Below are 20,886 nucleotides of genomic sequence, written 5' to 3' on the forward strand. Positions count from 1 at the left end.
TAGATAGATTTTTAAATAGTCAATATCTTCCAAGCGGTTTAGCGTTGGACTTGATAAAATATGGAAAAGAAGGAGGCGGGATGTTGAATCAGAAAATTATCTGTTATGACAAGGATCTAGAACTTGAAGCCTATTCTTTCACTGGAGTGTCACAAAATTTTCCAAACCACTTTCATGATTATTATGTTGTGGGATTGATTGAAGAGGGTAAACGGGATTTGGTGGTTAATGGCAAGAACTACAGACTGGTACCTGGAGATCTAATAACATTCAATCCTTATGACAATCATAGCTGTACCGGCGTTACTAATGATCGATTAACCTACCTATGCCTTAATCTGAAAAAAGAGCTTTTCCAACCCTTTAAAGGAGCAGACTTACCGAAATTTCTTATTCCGATGCAGAATCAAACAAACTTGGCTGAAGATTTTCGTCGGTTGCATCACTCGATCATGCAGCCGGGCGATAGAGAGGAAAAAGAGACATTGTTTATCCTGTTTATTGATGAACTGCTTCAGCAATATACTCAGACCACACCAATGGCGATACCAAATGATCAAGAGATGATTGCTCAGGTTTGCCGTTATTTAGAAGCACATTATGAACAGAAAATTACTTTGGATCAGCTTTGTAGGATCGTTCATATAAACAAGCATTCTTTAGTTCGCCAGTTCACTCGGGAAAAAGGAATCACGCCATATCGTTACCTTGAAACATTCCGAATCGTCAAAGCGAAGGAAATGCTGGAGCAAGGCTGCAGTTTGACTGAAACAGCTGATCGGACAGGCTTCTACGATCAGAGCCACTTTACGAATTACTTCAGTCGGTTCATCGGTCTAACTCCAAATCAATATCGAATGATTTTTGAAAAAAGAAATGAGGAATAAAATGTTGGATAAAGAGTTAAAATGTGTGATGGTAGTGGATGAATCTATGCCAGTAGGGATTATTGCGAATAGTACGGCGGTTATGGGAATAACGATTGGAAAAATGTTTCCTGAAGTCGTTGGTCAAGCTATTCTTGATCAAAGCGGCTATCAGCACCAAGGTATTATCGAATTTCCGGTTCCGATCTTAAAAGGCAATCGTGAATTCTTGCGGAATATGCGTGAACGCCTTTATGGACCAAAATTTGAAAAAGTAACAGTTGTTGATTTTTTTGATGTTGCACAAGGCTGCAAAACTTATGACGAATATATTGAGAAAATGAAGGACGTCCCTGAATCAGCAATCGATTATTTTGGTTTGACACTTTTTGGCAATAAGAAACAAGTGAATAAATTGACTGGCAGTTTGCCGCTATTACGATAAAAACGCTTTTATAAAGACATCAGCCGCTTTTCATGCTTTTTTTAACAAAAGGTGGTATTTTAGATAGGAACTTTTTTTGAGGAGATGTCTATTTGAATATTGAAATAATATCGAAAATTCTTTCGATTATTGTGTTGAACTTGGTGTTAAGCGGTGATAATGCGGTGGTGATTGCTCTGGCTACACGTAAACTGCCTTCAACTTCACAGAATAAAGCAATCGTGATTGGAACGGCGGGAGCGGTCGTATTAAGAATTCTTTTGATGCTGATTGCGGTGGAATTATTAACGGTACCTTATGTGAAGATCGTTGGCGCTATTTTGTTGTTTTACATCGCTTATGATCTACTGAAATCGAATGGCGAAGAAGCTGATATTAAGAGCGAGACCTCCTTATTATCAGCAATACGAACGATTATTATTGCTGATTTGGTCATGAGTTTGGATAATGTGTTAGCAATCGCCGGTGTAGCAGATGGGCATTTTATGCTGGCTGTTTTAGGATTGATCATTAGTATTCCAATCGTGATTTTTGGCAGTCAAATCATTTTGAAGCTGATGGACCGCTTCCCTTGGTTGATTTGGATCGGCGCTTTGCTGATTGCATACACAGCAGGGACAATGTTGGTAGAGGATCATTTCATTCATCATCTAGTGAGAGGATTAAACAACGGGCACATTATTTCAATTGCATCGTGTGTTTTGTTAACGGGAATGTATTTTCTGTTTAATCAAAAAAATTCATAATACTACTATTAAAGTAACGCTGTTGCAATTTATTTGCAGCAGTTTTTTTGTCTTCCTTTTTTTATAAAGGAAACCCAAATAAATAAGCAGAATTGTTACAATTTGAAAACAACAACGGAGACTTCTCAGGTATACTTAAGAAAACGTTAGCAATAAGGAGATGGAAATGAATATAGCGATATGTGATGATGACCGCTTGATGAGTGGTCAAATTGAAAAAATTGTTGATCAGGTTTTTCATGGAGAAACCAGTAAATACAACGCGGAGGTCTTTTTTTCAGGCGATGAGTTATTGCATTTTCTGACAGAGCAGCCGAATTTTTTTCATATGTATCTTTTGGATATTGAAATGATCGGAACCGATGGATTGGAGACGGCCGCCCAAATTCGAAAGGCAGATCCGGATGCGGTGATCATCTTTATGACCAGCCACGCAGAGTTAATGTCGGAGGCTTTTGAAGTTTTGGCATTCCAATTCATTATTAAGCCTTTTGATACGAATAGAGCATTGGAAATAGTAACTTCCGCGGTTCGTTATCTGCAAAAACGCAAAGGGATCTTCCAATTTGTGTCACAGAAAAAAATCTATACCTTCTTTTTGTCGCAGATTAGTTATATTGAAAGCTCGGGCCGAAAGATTCTTCTTCATACTACGGATGGTGAAATATATGAATATTATGGCACCTTAAAAGATGCACGCGAGCAAGTGAAAGGAATCCTTTTTGCCCAGATACACACTTCCATCATTATTAATTTTGAACAGTTGAGTACAGTGGAGAGCAATTTTGTGTATCTGAAGGATGGCGAAAAGCTGCCAATCAGCAAAAAATTCCATACTTCTTTTCACGAACACTTCCAGCAATTTGTTTTGTCCCGATAAAGGAGGATCGATCCTATATGGCTTTTTTAGAAAATTTTATTCCGGTTACCGTGATGCTTACCTTAAGTTTAGGGTTATTATTTTCCAGCTTTTTTTCGGTAAAACCTTTTATTCCTAAAAAAACCCTTTTTTTGGGAATTTATCTGATTGTCGTACCGTATTATTTTATCAATAATTTAGTAACCCAATATAGTACTGTTTTATTTCGACCAATTTATAATTTTATCAGTCTTTTACTTCTTTTATTTTGTGTACAATTTTTTTATAGCGGTAAGGTTTATCAAAAAGGATTGGTCGCCATCTTATTTGTTGTCTTCACGATCATGAGCGAGTGGATGATGACTGTTTTTGCGCGAGTATTTCTATCGGTTGCTGAACTTCAGCGATTCGTCAGCGAAGGAAAAATGGGAAATCGTTTGGCGATGCTGTTCACCTTGCTTCTAATTTTTTCAGTATGGTCAGCGAGAAGGAAAAGAGGCATTTCTGTACAGCGGGAGTTTTCTATTATCCAATTATTGATCGCCTTAATCTGTAGTTTTGCCTTGGGATTATTGATGACAGGAGTAACGGTTTCTAACCAATTTTTGCTGAGAGATTTCTTATTGATGGGGGCGTTAGGGGCGTTGCTGCTTCTGTTTTATATTGGTTTTGAAATGTTTGATAATATGTCCAAGAAAAATCAAGAATATCGGTTACAAGAACAACGACATGAGTTGTTGGAGGGATATTATCAGCAAGTGGAAAAACACCAGCAAGAGGTTCGAAAAATAAAGCACGATATGAAAAATCAAATGTATTCGATTGTTGGTTATTTGGATAGGAATAAAGAACAGAAAGCGAATCAACAAATCAATGAACTGATCAAACAATTAGATTCAAATGAAATCCCTTCTTTCACTCAGCATGGTGGATTGAACGCTCTGTTGCGTTTGCATCATCAAAAAATCAGACAAAACGGAATCACTTGCGATTTTGAAATTAAATGTCCAGAAACAATGGGTTTTTCCGATGCCGACCTATCTTCTTTGATGGGGAATATTTTAGACAATGCTCGAGAAGCCTGTGAACATTGTGATGCACAGAAATATATACAGTTAAAAATGATCTATTTCAATCATTCGTTGGTTGCTTCCTGTGAGAATAGTACGGATGGAAAAGTCAGGTCTTTTAACACGCGTAAAAAAGATAAAATTAGTCATGGTCTAGGAATGAAATCAATCAGCCAAATCGTAGAAGCTTATCATGGCAATCTGAATTATGTGACGGATGATTATTCTTTTAAACTAACCTTCAATTTATTTGAGCAAACATAACAGGAAACCTATGCAAACATGACAAGTTTCAAAAATAGACCTCCTGAGATGCTAAATTATGAGTGTAGCAAAGAGATATAAAAACACACATAAATGGAGGAATGGAAAATGGACTACCGAATTGTAGAATTAGACAGTTTCAAATTAGCAGGCGTGAAAGTGAGCTCCACCAACGACAATCAGCAAGGAATGAAAGATTGCGAAGCATTTTGGAATCAATTTATTTCCAGTAACAAGCATGAGGTTGTGGCCCCTTTGATCGATCGTGAGCCGTATGGTGTGATCGGTGCAAGCTTTTACAATGTTGATCCAAAGGATAATAAGAAATTTGATTACTATATCGCCGCCGCAACAACTGCCGCAACTCCTGAAGACATGGAAGAGGCAGAGGTTCCAGCAAATACCTGGGCAGTTTTCCCTTGTACTGGCAAAACAGCAGGGACCACGCAGATCGAAATTGTGACGAAATGGGGACCAGAATCAGAAGAATATGAGTTATTAAATACAGGATATATGACTGGGGAAATGTCTTCTTCTGGACCCGACTTAGAAGTTTATACTCAAGGGGAAGATATGGAAATCTGGGTTCCGATAAAAAGAAAATAGCTTGTCGCAAAGAGTAAGAGCCAACATTCTGTAATGTTGGCCTTTTTGCTCTTAAGAGCGTATTAAAATAAGCGTTTAACACTCTTTTTGAATGCGTGAAGTGAGAACGATTCTCTTTTGGAAGCCTTGCGGGAGAAATTTCTCTTCGTTATACTTAGGAAGTAATTGTAAGTGTTTACACAAACTTTAAGGATGCAATAGGATAGCATCCATTGAAAATGTTAGAAATACTTCTGGAGGTGGAAATAATGTTTAAGCGATGACTTTGAGTGCCACAAAACTTAGAGGTTCTAAGCGCGTCAATTAAATATTTTTCCTCCTCGGATACGTTAAAATAGAAGTTATCCAGGAGCAGGCTTTTTGGCATGCTCTTTTTCTGTTGGAGGAAAAGAACGATGAATTGCAGTGCAAAGCGTATGCTAGCCTACTTGATGGAATTATTAAGAGAAATTCCAACTAAGAGGGCGCGAAAATCAATCTAATTTTTTAATACCTCCAATTGAGAAAGGAATGGATAAAATGGAATTAAGAACAAGTTTACCAGAGATTTTTGATGAGTTTGGCGAAGCGAGAAGACAAGGATTTTTAACAGTTAAGGAGATCAAAGAAAAAGGCAAACCAGTTGTGGGTGTATATTGTACCTTTATGCCAGAGGAATTGGTGTTAGCAGGCGGGGCGATCCAGATCAGTTTATGTTCGACTTCAGATGAAACGATCCCTGATGCAGAGGAAGATCTGCCGCGGAATCTTTGTCCGTTGATCAAATCTAGCTACGGCTTCGGCAAGACGGATAAATGTCCGTATTTCTATTTTTCTGATTTAGTTGTAGGTGAAACGACCTGTGACGGTAAGAAGAAAATGTATGAATACATGGAAGAATTCAAGGATACCTATTTAATGCAATTGCCGCATATGCGAGATACTGAGGAAAGTAAAAAATTATGGTACAGCGAACTGGTGCGCTTTAAAGAAAAATTAGAGGACTTTTTGGATGTAGAAATCACGGATGAAAAAATTCGGGAAGCAATCGTGTTGAAAAATCGCGAACGTCAAGCCAAACAAAATTTCTATCGTTTAGGTCAATTGAATCCGCCGGCAATTACTGGGCAAGAAATTTTCCAAGTGATGTATGGTTCACAATATAAATTTGATAAAGAAGAAGTCATCGATATGTTGGAAAAGACGACGGCTAAAGTCAGAGAAGAATATGAAGCAGGGAAACGTTTGGATGCTAGACCTCGGATATTAGTAACGGGCTCGCCAATGGGAGGCGTGACAGAAAAAGTGATTCGTGCGATTGAAGAAAATGGCGGATTAGTCGTTGCTTATGAAAATTGTACTGTGGCAAAGGCTGTGGAACGGTTAGTTGATGAAGCAGAAGAAGATGTGTATCAAGCATTAACGGATAAATATATCAATATCGGCTGTGCGTGTATGTCGAATAATCAGCCGCGTAAAGAGTTGCTGAGTCAAATGATTGATGACTATCAGGTAGATGGTGTGATTGATATGGTCTTACAGAACTGTATTCCATTTTCCGTGGAGTCCTTAAAGATCAAACGCTTCTTGAATGAAGAAAAAAATACACCGTATATGTATTTGGAAACGGATTATTCAACGTCAGATATCGAACAAATCAACACCCGCGTAACCGCGTTTATCGAAATGTTAGAGGAAGAGGCTGTATGTACACAATAGGTTTAGATTCTGGTTCCACCACAACCAAAGGCGTGCTTTTTAGCAATCAGGAATTGATTGCTAAATATCTGATTCCAACTGCTGGAAATCCTAAAGGAGCGATGTCAGATGTGGTTGAGTATTTTAAACGAAGTTACGTGCTAAATGACTTGAAGCTCGTGACGACTGGCTATGGCAGGAAATTACTTCCGGCAGATTTAGTCGTCACAGAGATTACTTGTCATGGTAAAGGGGCCGATTATTTGTCTCCTGGAGTGAAGCAAGTTATTGATATTGGCGGACAAGACTGTAAAACGATTCAGTTGAACGGGAAGGGCAATGTAATAGAATTCAGCATGAATGATCGTTGTGCTGCAGGAACTGGACGTTTTGTGGAAGTGATGATGCGGACATTGGGTGAGGATATCTCAGCCTTGGATCATTTTGTACAGGATGCGAAGCCTGTCACGATCAACAGTATGTGCACGGTTTTCGCGGAATCGGAAGTGATCAGTTTAATCTCAAAAGGGGAAGACCGAGAAGACATCGCATTAGGCGTTCTCCATTCTATTGCACAACGGATCAGCAGCCAGTATTCAAAACTAAGGCCTGTCAGAGGTGAAGAAATACTGTTCACTGGCGGCCTTTCCAAAAGTGCGATCTTCGTAAAAGTTCTGGAGCAATACGTGGCAGCCCCGGTTAAGCGTGACGAGCTATCCCAATATGCTGGAGCAATCGGAGCGGCACAAATTGGAATCAAAAAATTAAGATAAGCAAAACGGGTGCGACAATGAAAGTCGCATCCGTTTTTGCTTATCTAGCGTTAAAGAGTGAGGTGAAGTTTAGTCGGCTAGAGTGCGTGATGAAGAATGACTACAAAAATGACATTAGTTTTGATTTGTGAATGTTGAAAAAATGAGTCAGACGCTAAAGATTTTTAAACGTGTGATTTAGCTTTTAATTGCCTCAAAGCGATACTAAGTGCTGGTAAATATAAGAAAAACAACGATAGTCGTTGCCAAAAACCGCGTGTAGAAGAAAGGAGGCGACCGACAAGAGGTAAATAATAGGCCGCAAATAGAATCAATGCTGTGATCGAAGCAATCAAACAGATAGAATAAAAAAGTGCAACGAATTTTTGTTGATTCAGACTAGCTTGATAGGCCAATAATAAAGGAACAAACATCATGGCTACCATAGAGATTCCAGAGAAAGCGGCATGCAAAAAGTAAGCAGGGCTAAAGAAACTGGCCGTATCGCTGATTTTTACTAAGCCAGTCAAAATACAGTCTCCGAAGCCATATAATGCGATTGCACTTGCAACTATCTGAGCCAAACGTTTGGATTTGGATTGAAAAAAAGTGTAGACACCTAAACTTGATAAGACGAATAGAGTTCCAGTAACAATAGAACCATTATTGAAATAGGATTGTACAGGGCTGGTGGATTCGCCTAATTGACTGATGATCATCGTCATTTGATCGAAGCCAGGATAAAATTGACCTAAATAATAAGGTAATGAAAAATCCCCAATAATTGCGAGAATCAAAAATAGTGGGGAAATTTTTTTCAGAATAACCATCAAATACTCCCTGCAAAAGTTTTCTTCATGATACTTCATATTTTTCTAAAAGACGAGAAATATGGGATCTGACAGCTTTTTCAATTTTTTTCGGGTCCAGAAAAAAACTGAATCCAAATTGACTAACTAGTCATTGACTCATTAGTCAAAAGGGTATATGCTCTCGATATAAAGTTGAAGTATCGAGTGATCATGTATGGAATAGGAGTGAGAACGTTGGAAAATCAAATCGTATCATTAAATAAAGTAGAGAAAAATTTTGGTAAATTTCAAGCATTGAAAAATGTCACGTTTGATGTAAAAAAAGGTGAGGTAGTAGGTTTTATTGGACCAAACGGTTCTGGTAAATCAACAACGATCCGGATTTTATTAGGTATGCTGAAAAAATCTGGCGGTGAAGCGCTGATTTTTGGAAAAGATGTTTGGAAGGACGATACAGAGGTACATAAGGATATTTCTTATGTACCCGGAGATGTCTATCTTTGGCCGAATTTAACTGGCGGTGAGATCATTGATTTGCTTTTACGTTTGAATGGTCAAAAGCGGACTAAAAAAACGGAAGAGCTGATCGAAAAGTTTCAGCTAGACCCAAAGAAAAAAGCTCGGACATACTCAAAGGGAAATCGACAGAAAATAGCGTTGGTGGCGGCATTGTCGCAAGAAGCGGAATTGTATATATTTGATGAGCCTACCTCTGGTTTAGATCCGTTGAATGAAAAAACTTTCCAAGAAGAAGTATTGAAGTTAAAAGAGGCGGGGAAAAGTATTTTACTTTCTAGTCATATTTTATCGGAAGTAGAAAAAATGTGCGATCGAATCGCGATCATTCGTGAAGGTGTGATTATTGAAACAGGTGATTTGGCATCGATGCGTCATTTGACTCGGATGGAGATCACGGTTGAAACAAAGACTGTTTTAGATGGGATCAATCAGATAGCGGGTGTGCATAAAGTTGATTTTTCGGATGAGACGCATCAGCGTGCGGTACTTTCAGTAGATCGCGAACAGATGACGAAAATCATGGGATTTTTGTCAGAGAGACAAATCGTTAATCTAATTTCGACACCACCAACATTGGAAGATTTATTTATGCGTTATTATGAAAAACAAGGGGCTGATTCTAATGAGGCATAGCGGAGCTAAGACAGTCTACTTGTTACGAGCAAACTTAAAACAAAACAAGATCAAGCATCTTATTTGGATTGCGATTTTAGTTGGTGTTTTCGCATCGGCTGCTACTAAGTTCAATGTTCTATTCGGTACTCAGACAGATATCAATGCCATAGTAGAAACATTGAAAACACCAGCAATGGTCTCGCTTTTTGGTGAATTTTCAGCGACGAAGCCATATACGACCGCCAATGTATTTGCTTCCGAAATGCTGGTCTTTATGGGAATGTTTATGGTCTTTATGAATATTTCACTAGCGATCTCAAATACGAGAGCGGAAGAAGATTCTGGATTATTGGAAATGGTCCGCTCACGAACGGTTGGACGTTTGGCACCGACTTATGCAACTGTTATTGAGATTCTTTTACTCAATGGCGTGATGGGGATTTTATACGTGGTGAGTTTGATCGTAGCGGATTTGAATGGTGCGACTATGCAAGGTGATATCTTACTCGGTGTTAGTGTTGCCAGTATTGGAATCATGTTTGGATTCATTAGTTTGTTGCTGGCACAACTGGCTAATAATTCTCGCAGTGCCAGTTTCATGAGTTATGGCTTGTATGGATTTTTTTATATTGTTCGAATGATGACAGATGTGACGAATCCTGAGTGGACATGGCTATCACCAGTTGGGTGGATTCAAAAAACAGCAATCTATACACACAATTATTGGTTACCGGTTATTTTGACACTAGGATTAGGCTTGGTTTGTTTACTAATCGCAATCAAAATCGTAGAGACGCGAGATATCGGCAGCGGTATTTTTGCGGCACGAAATGGAAAGTCAAAAGCGGGGAAATTGTTGTCTTCACCGTTGGGTTTGGTTCTATCTGTTGAACGTAATAGTATCTTTGGCTGGATCTTTGGTGGTTTCATATTAGGAGCGGCTTATGGGTCGATCTTCAGTACAATCGGCGACATTATCGGCAGTAATCCAACCTATCGCAAAATTCTTGGTGTGACTCAAATTAATGCGGCAAATAGAGAATTGATTCTCAATTACTTGAATATGCTTGGGTTATTCTTTGTAGCAATAGCCGCTATCAGCGGTCTTCTGATTATTTTTCGCTTGAAATCGGATGATAAAAAAGGATATCTTGAAATCCTGCACTCGAAGAGCATTTCCAAGACTCGGCTGTCACTTAGTTACTTTGGTGTAGGAACGATTGTAAGTGTGGTTGTGCTCGCAGGAATATTGGCTGGGACGTTTTTCATTGGGAATGCGACCTTAGATCATCCAATCGCAATAAACTATTTTTGGGAAACAATGCTTGGATTTTTGCCAGCAGTCTTGTTTTTTATTGGGATCGGTATTTTTTTTACCGGCGCTTTCCCTAAATTGATAAATGCATTATGGATTTATCTAGCCACTAGTATCCTGGTGAAAATGTTTGGTCCATTACTGAATCTTTCTGATGAGACGGCAAATATCTCGCCATTAGGATGGGTTGGAAAAGTTCCGACAGAAAATGCCAATAATCAAGTGACGATTTTTCTAATCGCGGCTTTTCTGATTTTGACGATTTTGGGCATTGTAGGCTACAATAAGCGGGACTTGGAGTGATAGGATGAAGGAAGTAGTAAAAGATCCCCAGAAGGAAAAAAGCATTTTGGCCACTTGTGCTAAACTATTCGGTCAGTATGGTTATCGTGAGACAAGGACTGACCAGATAGCTGATGAAGCAGGCGTATCTAAAGGATTATTATTTCATTATTATGGTAGTAAGGGTGGTTTATACCAAGCGACTTATGTTTACGCATCAGAATTCTTTTATCAGCGGATTGATTATTCGGTTTGGACGAAAGCTTCTGATTTATTAGAAATGGTGGTAGATGCCACAAAGTATAAGATCGAGCTGCAACTAAAATACCCTATTGAGTTTGATTTCTTGATGAAGGCCTATGTTGAAATGCCTTTGCTTCCCGAACCATTACGGGGAGCAATGACGGAACGGCTCAATTCCGATGTTAATCGTAATATGACACTAACCGATGAAGTGATTAGCAAGCTTCCATTGCGAGAAGGTGTTCAAGAAAGGGATGTATTGGAAACAATCTATGCTGTTTTAACGAGCGAAACTACGAAGATTCAGCAAGAATTGGCTCAACATCCTGAGTGGAAAACGATTGAAGACTTGATGCCTGTGATTGATCGCTTGAAACGTAAGCTACAAATCCTTGAATACGGCTTTGTCCAACAGTAAAACAACCTGCGGCTTCATCGAAGTCGCAGGTTGTTATTTAGAAATCACTAAAGATTACCAACAGGAACATGCCTTCTTCTGCTAAAGCGCCGAAGAAAAGAATCAAACTGTCGACAAAAAGAACACTCATGTTAGCGCCAAACATCACGGCCAATCTTTCTAGTTTATCTTCAATTTTCTTTTCTTTGAAATAAACATAAAAAAGATAGAAATTAACTAACGCAAGTAGAATGGTTGAAAGGATAATGGCGATTTTCATGAGTGTACTCCTTTTTCATAATAAGAGCTCAAATTTCCAAACATAAAAACTAAAAAAGTCGTATGTGGATCATTTCACTAATGGACCAAAAGAAAAAATGAATCTATCAGTAGTGCAGAGTGGAGCCGGCACCCATTAGCTGAATAATAGTAATCGTTTTACATGTTCATTATACTCGCGATGGGATAGAAAAAAAGGGAATAGTAGAAAAATAAATCATTCTCACAAAAAAAATTTAAATTAGTCTAAAGGTATGAATCATTTAGTTCTTTATGAATAAAATAGACTGACACTACTCTTTTGCTCCGCTATACTAAAAACAAGAAGTTTATGAAGGGAGGAACAGACGATGAATTTTGCTGTATCCGATTTTGAGTATTATGAACGGACGATCAAAATTATGTATCAAAACTATTATTGGAAACGTATCGTGATTTGTGGTGTATCTTTAGTTATCATCATGGCGTACAGCGGTATTTTTCAAGATAATTTGTTTCAAAATATTTTATTGATGATATTGATCGCGGGTTTGGGTGTTTATCTTTTTTTAGAACAGCAAAAATTTTCGCAAGTCTACCAAGCCTTTCTTGAAGAAAATCGACCTGACGTACAAATTCACAAAATTGAAGAAGAAGAGTACAGCTACAATGTGGTAGATGCTGATGAGAAGGTTCGAATCAATAAAAAAGGTGTACGAAACTTACCTTCTAATAATAAGCAGTACACGATGATGGTTGGTTTTTCAAAAACGTTCTTTTCTAGAGAACCGTTGCAGATTGTGTATTACGATATGCTAGATCTGACCTATGAAGAAAGTTTCCGATTGAAACGTAACGGCTATAGCTCAATGCCGCGATTTTTACGCCGCTTCACTTTAAGTAATTTAAAAGCTAGTGCGGGCAATGCCGTCAGTTTCATCTTTGGAAATATCTTTCTCCTATTCATCCTATTTCGCCTATTGCGGTATTTATGGTCATTTTTAAGAATGTTTTTTTAGAATCACTTGAGATAAATTTCTCGAGTGATTTTTTCTTTCATCGTACGTGGTAAACTATTATTGAAATCGTTTTTATCAGTAATTCAAGGAGGAATGAAATTGATTAAAACTATTATTGTAGGCCCGCGAGGGAAAATGGGCCGCTTGATTACGCAGATCGCAGCTGATGATGAAGAGTTGCTATTAGTTGCGGGAGTGGGTCCAAAGGGCCGCGATTATATTGGGCAAGATTTGGGGCAAGTAACGATACTTGGACGTGATCTTGGTGTCCCGGTCGTAGATGATTTAACAGAAGTGATCGAGGCCTGTGATGTGATTATCGATTTCTCTACAAAGGAAATGGGGCTAGAAACTTTACGATTGGCAAAAGAATACAAAAAGCCATTGGTCTGCGGAACGACTGGCTTTGATTCAGCAGAAATGGATTTATTTCGACAAGCTGGTAAGAAAATTCCGATGTTATATGCTGCAAATACATCTAAGCTGGTAAATGTTATGAATAGGCTGCTGCAACTGGCAACTGCTGCGGTTGGCGCTGAAACAGATATCGAGATTGTGGAGATGCATGATCGTTGGAAAAAAGATGCACCAAGCGGTACGTCGAAAGAAATGGGAAAACTGATTGCTCATGAGTTAGGGACAGAATTTTCTGAGTTGGCAGTTTTTGGTCGTGAAGGAGTTGGGGAAAGAAAACCAGGTTCAATAGGGTATCATTCTGTCCGAATGGGGAATACACCTAGCAGCCATACTGTTTACTTTGGCGGTTTTGGAGAACGGTTGGAAATTAGTCATCATTCGACGGATTGGCGCGGTTTTGCCAAAGGTGCATGTGATTGTGCAGTTTTCTTAGCCGGACAAGAACCGGGCTATTACTCGGTTGCAGATGTTTTAAAATTATAGAAAATAATTTAGTTATTTTTGCAACTGCTTTTCAGCGGGATCAATGCTGATGGTAAAACAGAAAATTTTTTGTTGTAAAAGGACTCAAAGTAGTTATTTAAAAGAAATCTAGGATTTAATTGATTGACTTCTCTTTTTTTAAATGCTAAATTGAGTGCAACATTTAAGGAGGTCAGGACTCATGGCAAACAACATTGCAAAGCGTAATCTTCAAACAGTTGAATCAGCATGTTGTTGTATGGTGCAAAAAAGCAGCATACGAATTTGTCATGCCTATTAACTGTTCTGAACTCGTTTAAAAAGAAGGATACTTCTAAAATTTTGACGAAGCCAAGAGGTGCAGCTTTAATAGCTTGCACCTCTTTTTTTGTACACAAAATTCAAGTTAGGGGGAAGTACAGTGTGTTGTTGCTTAATAGATGAACGCCAAAAAACTTACTAATTAGGAGGAAATATAATGCATTTATCAACCAAATTGATCCACGGAGGAATCAGTGAAGACCCATTGACTGGAGCGGTCAGTGTACCGATCTACCAAACGTCAACTTACCGACAACAGAAATTAGGTCAGCCGGGAGATTTTGAGTACTCTCGTTCTGGCAACCCAACACGTTTAGCGTTAGAAGAATTAATCGCTGAATTGGAGGGCGGTGTCAAAGGGTTTGCTTTTGGATCCGGCTTGGCAGCGATCCATGCCACGTTATCACTTTTTCACCCGGGGGATCATTTACTATTAGGCGATGACGTGTATGGTGGAACCTTCCGCTTATTAGAAAAAGTTTTTAAACCACTGGGGTTGAGTTACACGATGGTTGACAGTCGTGAACACTCACAACTTGAAGCTGCGTTAACGGAGCATACTAAAGCACTTTATTTAGAATCACCTAGTAATCCTTTATTGAAAATTGTCGATTTGGAAAAAAGTTCAGCTTGGGCGAAAGAGCATAATTTAATAACCATCGTTGACAATACGTTTGCTACACCATACTTACAACAACCATTGGAGCTAGGCGCAGACATCGTGTTGCACAGTGGTACTAAGTATCTAGGGGGGCACAGTGATTTGGTCGCTGGTTTAGCAACAACCAATGATGAGGTACTTGCTGAGAAAATAGGATTTTATCAGAATTCAATAGGCGGCGTTTTAGGTCCACAAGACAGCTGGCTGCTTCAACGAGGAATCAAAACTCTCGCAGTTCGAATGGAAGCACACCAAAAAAATGCTGAAATAATTGCTAACTACTTAGCTAATCATTCCGCAGTAGCTAAAGTTTATTATCCAGGTTTATCAGATCATCCTGGTCACGAAGTTGCTGCAAAACAAATGAGCGGATACGGCGGTATGGTGGCCTTTGAGCTGGTGAATGAAAGGAAAGTTGCAGCTTTCGTCGAATCATTGCAAGTGATTACCTTAGCAGAAAGTCTAGGCGGTGTTGAGAGTTTAATCGAAGTTCCCGCTGTTATGACTCATGCGTCAATACCAAAAGAAAAACGAGAAGCATCAGGAATCAAAGATAGCTTGATTCGTTTATCTGTAGGCATCGAAGATATAGCGGATTTGAAAAATGATTTGGAGCAAGCTTTTACTGGCACACGTCATTAAGAAAAAGCTAAATAAAAGCTCTGGTATGATACCTAGAAGGGAAATGAAAAAAATGAAAAAATCAATTATAGCAGTTGCTAGTCTATTCGTCGTTGGGGTCTTATTTTTAGCTGGTTGCCAGTCAAAAGACAGCGGGGAGGCTAGCTCGAAGAATGTTTTGCGAGTTGGGACAGAAGGAACTTACTCACCATTTTCTTTCCGTGATGACAATGATAAGCTGACGGGTTATGACGTAGATGTCGCAAAAGCTGTGGCTAAAAAGATCGACTATAAAATTAAATTTGTTGAGGCACCATGGGATTCAATGTTGGCAGCATTTGATGCTAAAAAAACAGATGTAGTCTTCAATCAGGTAGCAATCACCCCTGAGCGCAAGGAAAAATACTTGTTTAGTACTCCTTATTCTGTTTCTCACCCAGCATTGATCGTAAATAAGGATAATCATGAGATTAAGGATTTTGCTGATTTGAATGGGAAAACTTCTGCTCAGTCATTGACCAGCAACTATGCGGAAATGGCAGAAAATCTTGGCGCGAAAATTTCTAGTGTCGACGGCTTCAGCAAGGCGGTGGAATTAGTCGCTGACAATCGGGCGGATGCAACATTGAATGATGATGTGACCTACTATGATTATTTAAATCAAAAGCCGGATGCACCAATAAAAATCGTGAAAACTTCAGATGAAGCGACAGAGGTTGCGGCAATGTTCCATAAAGGTGACGAAAAATTAGCAAAGAAAGTTGATAAAGCTATCAAGGAATTAGAAGAAGATGGTACGTTGACTAAACTGTCAGAAAAATATTTCAAGAAAGATATTTCTAAGTAAAGGGAAGGAATAAGTAAAATGGAACGAACGATTGATATTATTCAAAGCTCAGCGTTGCCGCTCTTTTGGGCGCTGCTAAAAATGACGATTCCTTTGACGTTGATTTCTTTTGCGTTAGGGATGAACTTAGCATTAGTTACCGCTTTGGCTCGAATTTCAAAAAATCGCCTGCTGAATGGAATATTTTTCCTATATGTTTGGATCTTCCGTGGGACACCGCTTCTGGTTCAATTATTTATCGTCTTTTTCGGGCTTCCCTCAGTTGGCATTCAGATGGATGCGTGGACAGCGGCGATTTTGACCTTTTCACTAAATACAGGCGCGTATGCTTCGGAAAATATTCGTTCCGCTTTGCTGGCGATCCCGCAAGGTCAATATGAATCAGCGGCATCTTTAGGAATGAGCCGTTGGCAGATATTGTATCGTATTATCGCACCGCAGGCCTTCAAAATCGCTTTACCACCATTGTCTAATAACTTTGTCAGTCTTGTTAAGGATACATCATTGGCAGCTAGTATCACGATTGTTGAGATTTTTATGACAGCTCAACGGATCGCCGCTCGGACCTATGAGCCACTGCTGTTATACAGCATGGTGGCGGTCTATTATTTAGTCTTTTGTACTTTCTTGAATTATTTGCAATCTGTACTTGAAAAACGGATGGTCTATTAGGATGTTAGTTGCGAGTTCCACTTCGTATTTTAAATACATTAGTGGAATCGTATGCCAACTCTAGTGAAGAAGAGGGCCAATTTTTAGCAGAATGCAGAATTGGTTTATTTATTATTCTATCACGTTAGTTGAATGATAGATGGCATTCGAATCGACCTAATTTTTTCTCTTGGAAAAATTATTACTTTGAAACGATTAAGGAGGAAAAAGCATGTTAATAATCGAGAAATTAAACAAAAGTTTTGAGGGCAACCAAGTCTTAAAAGAAATTGATTTGACTTTCCAGCCTGGCCAGACAACAGTTATTTTGGGACCGTCTGGATCAGGAAAGAGCACCTTATTACGATCGATTGATCTACTAGAAACACCCGACAGAGGCAGAATCAAAATCGATCAAGATGATCTTTCCTTTCCGAAAAACTTGTCTTTTCGTCAATTGAAAGAGTATCGTGGACACTTCAGTATTGTTTTTCAAGCTTACAATCTTTTTCCTCACTTGACGGTAATTCAAAACGTCATGGAAGGTCCTACACAGGTGAAGAAAGTTTCGAGAAATCAGGCACGAGAACAGGCAGAACAATTGTTGACTAAGGTTGGGTTACTAGACAAAGCCGCAGAGCACCCAAAGCAGTTATCTGGCGGACAGATGCAACGGGTCGCTATTGCGCGAGCATTAGCAATGGAACCAGAATTCATGCTTTATGATGAACCAACGAGTGCGTTAGACCCTGAGCTGGCACAAGAAGTATTACAAGTGATTAAAGATTTAGCTGAATCGGGCAATGGCCAAATCGTTGTAACGCATCATTTGGAATTTGCTCGTAAAGTTGCTGACCGCATTGTTTTTCTAGAAGACGGGCACGTTACTTTTGATGGCAGCAGTCAGACATTTTTTGACAGTGACAATCCGCGTATTCAACGATATCTGCAACAATTTTTATAAAAAGAAAGGACCTGTGACAAAAGTCTTGTCACAGGTCCTTTTTCCGAACAAACGATGTGTCAGAAGTAGCTTCTTCGGAAATAAGCCGAAATTTCTTGATGCTGGCAACTCTTGTCACAACTTAAAATTTTTTCAATTTGGTGCTGATTTTTGGTTCTTGAACGTTCACTAAAATTAATTTAGTGATTTCCATTAATAGCAGAGCAGAAGTTGCTAGAACCAGAGCCAAGCCAATTTCCTTCAAAGCAAAGGTTGTTGGAATGGCAAAGACTTCGCGCAATCCTGGCAGCAGAGTCAGACTAAAGAGTCCGCTACACACAAGGATTGCAAGCAGAACCATTTTATTGGAAAATAAGCCAACTTGCAGCGATGTTTGTGTATTTGAACGAGCAGCAAAGGTTTGTAATGTTCGGCTCAAAATCAAAGTAGAGAAGGCCATTGCGACACCCATTTCAGCTGATTGCTGATTCCCGATCCATTGAGCGATAATTACAGCCAATGCGATCAAGATTCCCCGATAAGTGACAGAAATCAGTGTTTTTCCTGTGAAAATACCACTATTAGGATCGCGTGGTTGACGCTTCATAATCGTTGGTTCAGCTTTCTCCATACCTAATGCAATCGCAGGCAAAGAGTCATTGACCAGATTGATAAAGAGAAGCTGCAAAGCCGTAAATGGATTCGCCCAGCCAATCGTTAAAGCAAAAATAATGGCAATGATCGCTCCTAGATTTCCAGCAAAAAGATAAGCCACCGCTTTTTTGATATTATCAAAAACATTTCGTCCGACTTCAACTGCTTTAATGATCGAAGCAAAGTTATCGTCAGTCAGCACCATTGCTGCAGCATCTTTAGCTACGTCAGTTCCGGTACCCATAGCGATCCCGATATCCGCTTGTTTCAAAGCTGGAGCGTCATTGACACCATCACCAGTCATCGCAGAAATTTTTCCTTTAGCTTGCCAAGCACGCACGATTCGAATTTTATTTTCTGGAGAAACTCGGGCATAGACCGTGATTTGCTCCAATTGATCAGCTAACTCGGCTTCGCTCAGCTGATCTAGTTCTGTACCGGTCAATGCAAGGTCACCTTGTTGGAAGATCCCGATCTCTTTAGCTATAGCAACCGCAGTCGTCTTGTGATCACCTGTGATCATCACTGTTTGGATGCCAGCAGAGTTTGCATCGGCTACCGCTTGAAAAACTTCTTCTCGCGGAGGATCGATCATTGCTAGTAAACCAACTAAAACAAGATCTTCTTCATTAGTCAGCGTGATTGATGAAGACGTTATTTCTTTATACGCAAATGCTAAAACACGCAATGCTCGTTCAGAAAAATCTTCGTTTTGTTTTTGGAAGCGCGCTTTTAGTTCAGGTGTAAATGTAACAACTTGTCCGTTTAGTAAAACTTTCGTGCTACGTTCAAAGACGATATCAGGGCCGCCTTTTGTCACCATGATTTTTTGCTGATTGATGGTGTGAAGAGTTGACATCAGTTTACGATCAGAATCAAATGGTAGTTCTGCTTCACGAGGGAATTTTTTGCGTAGTTCACGATAAGGTTGGTTTTGCTTTTCGCTGAAATCAATCAACGCAATTTCGGTCGGGTCCCCCAACTTAGTACCGTCATCACTGATGGTGGCATCGTTCGCTAAAACGCTGATTTCAATCAAGCGTTGCTCATCTGCTTGCCATTGCTTTGGATCACTTGAAAATTCACCGTTCTGTCCATCAGCTAAGAAATAATCGACAACAGTCATTCTATTTTGAGTCAGAGTACCTGTTTTATCGGTACAAATAATACTCGTTGAGCCTAATGTTTCTACAGCAGGAAGTTTACGAATAATCGCATGCTGTTTTGCCATTTTCTTCGTTCCTAATGAGAGGACGATTGTAACGATTGATTGTAATGCTTCAGGGATCGCAGCCACAGCCACAGCCACGGCAAACATAAAGGCATTGACGATATCCTGTGTCATATCTGCTGATCCCTCTAGGAAGACTCGGAGTAATTGAACACCTAAAATAATCAGCGATAAAATCAAGATTGCAAAACTCAACTTTTTGCTGAAGCGATCTAAGCCGCGTTGCAACGGTGTTTTTTGTTCTGTAGTTGACTCTAAAAGACCAGCGACTTGACCAATCTCGGTAGTACTGCCGACAGCAGTTACTAAGAATTTCCCGCGTCCGTAAGTGACAATTGTTCCGCTAAAGACCATATTGATGCGATCTCCGATTGGAACGTCATTATCTAATTTTTTGATCTTTTTTTCAGCTGGCGTTGATTCGCCTGTCAACATTCCTTCGTCAACTTTTAATGAACCAGCCTCAAGCAAACGTCCATCAGCTGGCACATAGTCCCCAGCTTCTAAAATTACGATATCCCCCAGCACTAATTCTTTAGCAGGGACACTCTGTTCTTGTCCTCCTCGAAGAACGCTAGCATCTGGCGCAGAAAGCTTTTTCAAAGCATCTAGTGAACCTTCCGCTTTTTTTGTTTGAATGACACTTACAACTGAGTTCAATAGCAACACAGCGAAGATAACAACGGATTCAACATGAGCCCCCATAATCATCTGTACGACAGCGACAATCAGTAGAACGATCACCATTGCATCTTTAAAGGTTTCCAAAAATAAAGTCAGCGAGGATTTTTTCTTCGCTTCTTTTAATTGATTCGGGCCATTTTCTTGCAATCGCTGTTGAGCTTCTTTCGGATTAAGACCTTCAGATGTAGTGTTTAAATCTTTCATTAATTCAGTTGTTTCTTGTTGATACGCATGTTTTGTCAATTTATATCCCCCAATATTTTTTTCACTTGATTCGGTAGCTTTTTTGCAGTTGATAGTATAACTCATTAATGGCCACCAGCTCAGCATCTCGAGAGCTAGTTCTTAGTTTGGTGCTTATTTTCGCCACACCTATCATTTTTCTAATCATGCTAGTAAAGCGTGAATAGAAAAACTGACAAAAAAAGAGACCCAAGGCAAGTGTTTAAACTTGTCTTAGGTCTCACCATTTCATACGATACCAGAAAACCATCACTGGTTGACTTACTGTTGATATCACAACAACAACGTTGCCGGTTACTCCCCTAAGGAGTTATTAATATATTTAAATCTTAACGGAAAAAAATCCCGATTGCAAGAAAAATGCTGAAATGGCGGAATGAACGCATCAAGTAAACTAGGAAAGCCT

General features: G+C 39.3%; 20 protein-coding genes. 17 read left to right on the forward strand and 3 right to left on the reverse strand.

The window, feature by feature from the left end:
• The first annotated feature begins 80 nt into the window (after positions 1 to 80).
• The 8 genes from IGI38_RS00945 (at position 81) to IGI38_RS00980 (ending at position 7,306) form a co-directional block, all read left to right on the forward strand.
• Positions 81 to 887: a helix-turn-helix domain-containing protein gene (locus IGI38_RS00945; RefSeq protein WP_438725656.1), complete on the forward strand. Its 807-nt coding sequence runs from the start codon at positions 81 to 83 to the stop codon at positions 885 to 887.
• Position 888: 1 nt separating this feature from the next.
• Positions 889 to 1,311: a DUF2000 domain-containing protein gene (locus tag IGI38_RS00950; protein ID WP_438725658.1), complete on the forward strand. Its 423-nt coding sequence runs from the start codon at positions 889 to 891 to the stop codon at positions 1,309 to 1,311.
• Between the two features lie 92 nt (positions 1,312 to 1,403).
• Positions 1,404 to 2,057, forward strand: coding sequence for a TerC family protein (locus IGI38_RS00955; RefSeq protein ID WP_438725660.1), 654 nt, complete (start codon positions 1,404 to 1,406; stop codon positions 2,055 to 2,057).
• A 166-nt stretch (positions 2,058 to 2,223) separates the two neighbouring features.
• Positions 2,224 to 2,937: a LytR/AlgR family response regulator transcription factor gene (locus IGI38_RS00960; protein ID WP_438725662.1), complete on the forward strand. Its 714-nt coding sequence runs from the start codon at positions 2,224 to 2,226 to the stop codon at positions 2,935 to 2,937.
• Between the two features lie 17 nt (positions 2,938 to 2,954).
• On the forward strand, positions 2,955 to 4,250 hold the full coding sequence (locus IGI38_RS00965; RefSeq protein WP_438725664.1) for a sensor histidine kinase: 1,296 nt from the start codon (positions 2,955 to 2,957) through the stop codon (positions 4,248 to 4,250).
• Positions 4,251 to 4,358: 108 nt separating this feature from the next.
• Positions 4,359 to 4,856 (forward strand): GyrI-like domain-containing protein, encoded by a 498-nt coding sequence (locus IGI38_RS00970; protein WP_438725666.1) that lies wholly within the window; start codon positions 4,359 to 4,361, stop codon positions 4,854 to 4,856.
• 519 nt (positions 4,857 to 5,375) lie between these two features.
• The gene (locus IGI38_RS00975) at positions 5,376 to 6,554 is read left to right on the forward strand and encodes a double-cubane-cluster-containing anaerobic reductase (protein ID WP_438725668.1); all 1,179 of its coding nucleotides are present in this window, start codon (positions 5,376 to 5,378) and stop codon (positions 6,552 to 6,554) included.
• Positions 6,542 to 7,306, forward strand: coding sequence for an acyl-CoA dehydratase activase (locus IGI38_RS00980; protein ID WP_438725670.1), 765 nt, complete (start codon positions 6,542 to 6,544; stop codon positions 7,304 to 7,306). Before IGI38_RS00975 ends, IGI38_RS00980 begins: the two co-directional genes overlap by 13 nt.
• A 164-nt stretch (positions 7,307 to 7,470) precedes the next feature.
• Here IGI38_RS00980 and IGI38_RS00985 read toward each other — a convergent pair whose 3' ends face one another.
• Positions 7,471 to 8,115 carry a DUF998 domain-containing protein gene (locus IGI38_RS00985; protein WP_438725672.1) on the reverse strand — a complete coding sequence of 215 codons (645 nt, stop codon included), beginning with the start codon at positions 8,113 to 8,115 and terminating at the stop codon, positions 7,471 to 7,473.
• Between the two features lie 216 nt (positions 8,116 to 8,331).
• On the opposite strand from IGI38_RS00985, the gene IGI38_RS00990 reads away from it, so the two are divergent.
• Genes IGI38_RS00990 through IGI38_RS01000 form a run of 3 tightly spaced genes read left to right on the forward strand, consistent with a single transcriptional unit; the run spans position 8,332 to position 11,489 of the window.
• Entirely contained in the window at positions 8,332 to 9,249 is a 918-nt protein-coding gene (locus tag IGI38_RS00990; protein ID WP_438725674.1) for an ABC transporter ATP-binding protein, read from the forward strand.
• The gene (locus IGI38_RS00995) at positions 9,239 to 10,849 is read left to right on the forward strand and encodes an ABC transporter permease (RefSeq protein ID WP_438725676.1); all 1,611 of its coding nucleotides are present in this window, start codon (positions 9,239 to 9,241) and stop codon (positions 10,847 to 10,849) included. Before IGI38_RS00990 ends, IGI38_RS00995 begins: the two co-directional genes overlap by 11 nt.
• 4 nt (positions 10,850 to 10,853) lie before the next feature.
• Positions 10,854 to 11,489 (forward strand): TetR/AcrR family transcriptional regulator, encoded by a 636-nt coding sequence (locus tag IGI38_RS01000; protein WP_438725678.1) that lies wholly within the window; start codon positions 10,854 to 10,856, stop codon positions 11,487 to 11,489.
• 37 nt (positions 11,490 to 11,526) lie between these two features.
• Here IGI38_RS01000 and IGI38_RS01005 read toward each other — a convergent pair whose 3' ends face one another.
• Positions 11,527 to 11,748 carry a hypothetical protein gene (locus IGI38_RS01005; RefSeq protein ID WP_438725680.1) on the reverse strand — a complete coding sequence of 74 codons (222 nt, stop codon included), beginning with the start codon at positions 11,746 to 11,748 and terminating at the stop codon, positions 11,527 to 11,529.
• A 349-nt stretch (positions 11,749 to 12,097) separates the two neighbouring features.
• Here IGI38_RS01005 and IGI38_RS01010 point away from each other — a divergent pair, with 349 nt between their 5' ends.
• The 6 genes from IGI38_RS01010 to IGI38_RS01035 all read left to right on the forward strand — a co-directional run bounded on the left by IGI38_RS01010 (position 12,098) and on the right by IGI38_RS01035 (position 17,689).
• A complete protein-coding gene (locus IGI38_RS01010; RefSeq protein ID WP_438725682.1) occupies positions 12,098 to 12,745 on the forward strand; it encodes a hypothetical protein in 648 nt (215 codons plus the stop codon).
• A 93-nt stretch (positions 12,746 to 12,838) separates the two neighbouring features.
• Positions 12,839 to 13,645 (forward strand): 4-hydroxy-tetrahydrodipicolinate reductase, encoded by an 807-nt coding sequence (gene dapB, locus IGI38_RS01015; protein WP_438725684.1) that lies wholly within the window; start codon positions 12,839 to 12,841, stop codon positions 13,643 to 13,645.
• A gap of 457 nt (positions 13,646 to 14,102) precedes the next feature.
• The gene (locus IGI38_RS01020) at positions 14,103 to 15,248 is read left to right on the forward strand and encodes a cystathionine gamma-synthase (RefSeq protein ID WP_438725686.1); all 1,146 of its coding nucleotides are present in this window, start codon (positions 14,103 to 14,105) and stop codon (positions 15,246 to 15,248) included.
• A 52-nt stretch (positions 15,249 to 15,300) separates the two neighbouring features.
• Positions 15,301 to 16,074, forward strand: coding sequence for an amino acid ABC transporter substrate-binding protein (locus IGI38_RS01025; protein WP_438725688.1), 774 nt, complete (start codon positions 15,301 to 15,303; stop codon positions 16,072 to 16,074).
• Positions 16,075 to 16,092: 18 nt separating this feature from the next.
• Positions 16,093 to 16,746, forward strand: a complete 654-nt coding sequence (locus tag IGI38_RS01030; protein WP_438725690.1) for an amino acid ABC transporter permease — start codon at positions 16,093 to 16,095, stop codon at positions 16,744 to 16,746.
• A 211-nt stretch (positions 16,747 to 16,957) separates the two neighbouring features.
• Entirely contained in the window at positions 16,958 to 17,689 is a 732-nt protein-coding gene (locus IGI38_RS01035; RefSeq protein ID WP_438725692.1) for an amino acid ABC transporter ATP-binding protein, read from the forward strand.
• A 121-nt stretch (positions 17,690 to 17,810) separates the two neighbouring features.
• On the opposite strand, the gene IGI38_RS01040 is transcribed toward IGI38_RS01035, so the two are convergent.
• The gene (locus tag IGI38_RS01040; protein ID WP_438730223.1) at positions 17,811 to 20,480 is read right to left on the reverse strand and encodes a cation-translocating P-type ATPase; all 2,670 of its coding nucleotides are present in this window, start codon (positions 20,478 to 20,480) and stop codon (positions 17,811 to 17,813) included.
• Positions 20,481 to 20,886: the final 406 nt, after the last annotated feature.

Source organism: Enterococcus sp. AZ128, assembly GCF_051714485.1.
In the GTDB taxonomy this organism is placed as follows: Bacteria; Bacillota; Bacilli; order Lactobacillales; family Enterococcaceae; genus Enterococcus_A.

Excerpts from the sequence above, each read along its gene's own strand:
- IGI38_RS00945 (WP_438725656.1), top strand. The coding sequence starts at position 81 with ATGTTGAATCAGAAAATTATCTGTTATGACAAGGATCTAGAACTTGAA.
- IGI38_RS00950 (WP_438725658.1), top strand. The coding sequence starts at position 889 with ATGTTGGATAAAGAGTTAAAATGTGTGATGGTAGTGGATGAATCTATG.
- IGI38_RS00960 (WP_438725662.1), top strand. The coding sequence starts at position 2,224 with ATGAATATAGCGATATGTGATGATGACCGCTTGATGAGTGGTCAAATT.
- IGI38_RS00965 (WP_438725664.1), top strand. The coding sequence starts at position 2,955 with ATGGCTTTTTTAGAAAATTTTATTCCGGTTACCGTGATGCTTACCTTA.
- IGI38_RS00970 (WP_438725666.1), top strand. The coding sequence starts at position 4,359 with ATGGACTACCGAATTGTAGAATTAGACAGTTTCAAATTAGCAGGCGTG.
- IGI38_RS00975 (WP_438725668.1), top strand. The coding sequence starts at position 5,376 with ATGGAATTAAGAACAAGTTTACCAGAGATTTTTGATGAGTTTGGCGAA.
- IGI38_RS00980 (WP_438725670.1), top strand. The coding sequence starts at position 6,542 with ATGTACACAATAGGTTTAGATTCTGGTTCCACCACAACCAAAGGCGTG.
- IGI38_RS00985 (WP_438725672.1), bottom strand. The coding sequence starts at position 8,115 with ATGGTTATTCTGAAAAAAATTTCCCCACTATTTTTGATTCTCGCAATT.
- IGI38_RS00995 (WP_438725676.1), top strand. The coding sequence starts at position 9,239 with ATGAGGCATAGCGGAGCTAAGACAGTCTACTTGTTACGAGCAAACTTA.
- IGI38_RS01000 (WP_438725678.1), top strand. The coding sequence starts at position 10,854 with ATGAAGGAAGTAGTAAAAGATCCCCAGAAGGAAAAAAGCATTTTGGCC.
- IGI38_RS01005 (WP_438725680.1), bottom strand. The coding sequence starts at position 11,748 with ATGAAAATCGCCATTATCCTTTCAACCATTCTACTTGCGTTAGTTAAT.
- IGI38_RS01010 (WP_438725682.1), top strand. The coding sequence starts at position 12,098 with ATGAATTTTGCTGTATCCGATTTTGAGTATTATGAACGGACGATCAAA.
- dapB (WP_438725684.1), top strand. The coding sequence starts at position 12,839 with ATGAAATTGATTAAAACTATTATTGTAGGCCCGCGAGGGAAAATGGGC.
- IGI38_RS01020 (WP_438725686.1), top strand. The coding sequence starts at position 14,103 with ATGCATTTATCAACCAAATTGATCCACGGAGGAATCAGTGAAGACCCA.
- IGI38_RS01025 (WP_438725688.1), top strand. The coding sequence starts at position 15,301 with ATGAAAAAATCAATTATAGCAGTTGCTAGTCTATTCGTCGTTGGGGTC.
- IGI38_RS01030 (WP_438725690.1), top strand. The coding sequence starts at position 16,093 with ATGGAACGAACGATTGATATTATTCAAAGCTCAGCGTTGCCGCTCTTT.
- IGI38_RS01035 (WP_438725692.1), top strand. The coding sequence starts at position 16,958 with ATGTTAATAATCGAGAAATTAAACAAAAGTTTTGAGGGCAACCAAGTC.